The 602-nt window shown below is 58.1% G+C and carries 1 pseudogene; it reads left to right on the forward strand.

What is annotated here, in order from left to right:
- Positions 1 to 192: 192 nt before the first annotated feature.
- A pseudogene (locus EN939_RS37070) lies at positions 193 to 602 on the forward strand (hypothetical protein); the annotation flags it as partial.

Below are 602 nucleotides of genomic sequence, written 5' to 3' on the forward strand. Positions count from 1 at the left end.
CGCAAAGAGCGCGCCATGAAACAGAATACGCTCTATCTCGTCATTGGCGCGCTCGTCGTCGTGGTCATTGCCCTCGGCATCTACGTCTATCGCGAGCAGACCAAACCCAAGGGCGTCGAACTCAAGATCGACGACAAGGGCATTTCGATCCAGCAGAACTGAGCCGTCGAACGGCACATGCAGGAGCACGACATGGTGGCTTCTGACGCTCCGGAAGACGTCGATCAGCCCAGAATTACCGTTGCGGAATGGGAGAGGCTGAACAGGCCGCCAAGACGCGAGGCGCTGCTGCGCTATCATTGGCGGGTGTTTCGCTTCCTGAGGACATCCGCGCCGGTCAGCGAATTGCAGGGGCGAGAGCAGGCTTTCCGCGATACGATCATAGCCACCGTAGCCTTCAACCGGCCCGAAATGATCGAATGGCAAATCCACCTGGTACGCAGATACCTGGCCGAGCACGAAAGCTACATCGTTTTCGACAACAGCAACAAGGACGATGCAAGGGAAGCGATCCGCGATCTCTGCCGTCGCCAGCATGTCCCCTATGTGGCATTGCCGAAGAACAGGCTGGTCGTCAGCAGATCGCACGGTCAAGCGCTCAA

This window comes from Mesorhizobium sp. M7A.F.Ca.CA.002.05.1.1 (assembly GCF_003998335.1).
Taxonomy (GTDB): Bacteria; Pseudomonadota; Alphaproteobacteria; order Rhizobiales; family Rhizobiaceae; genus Mesorhizobium.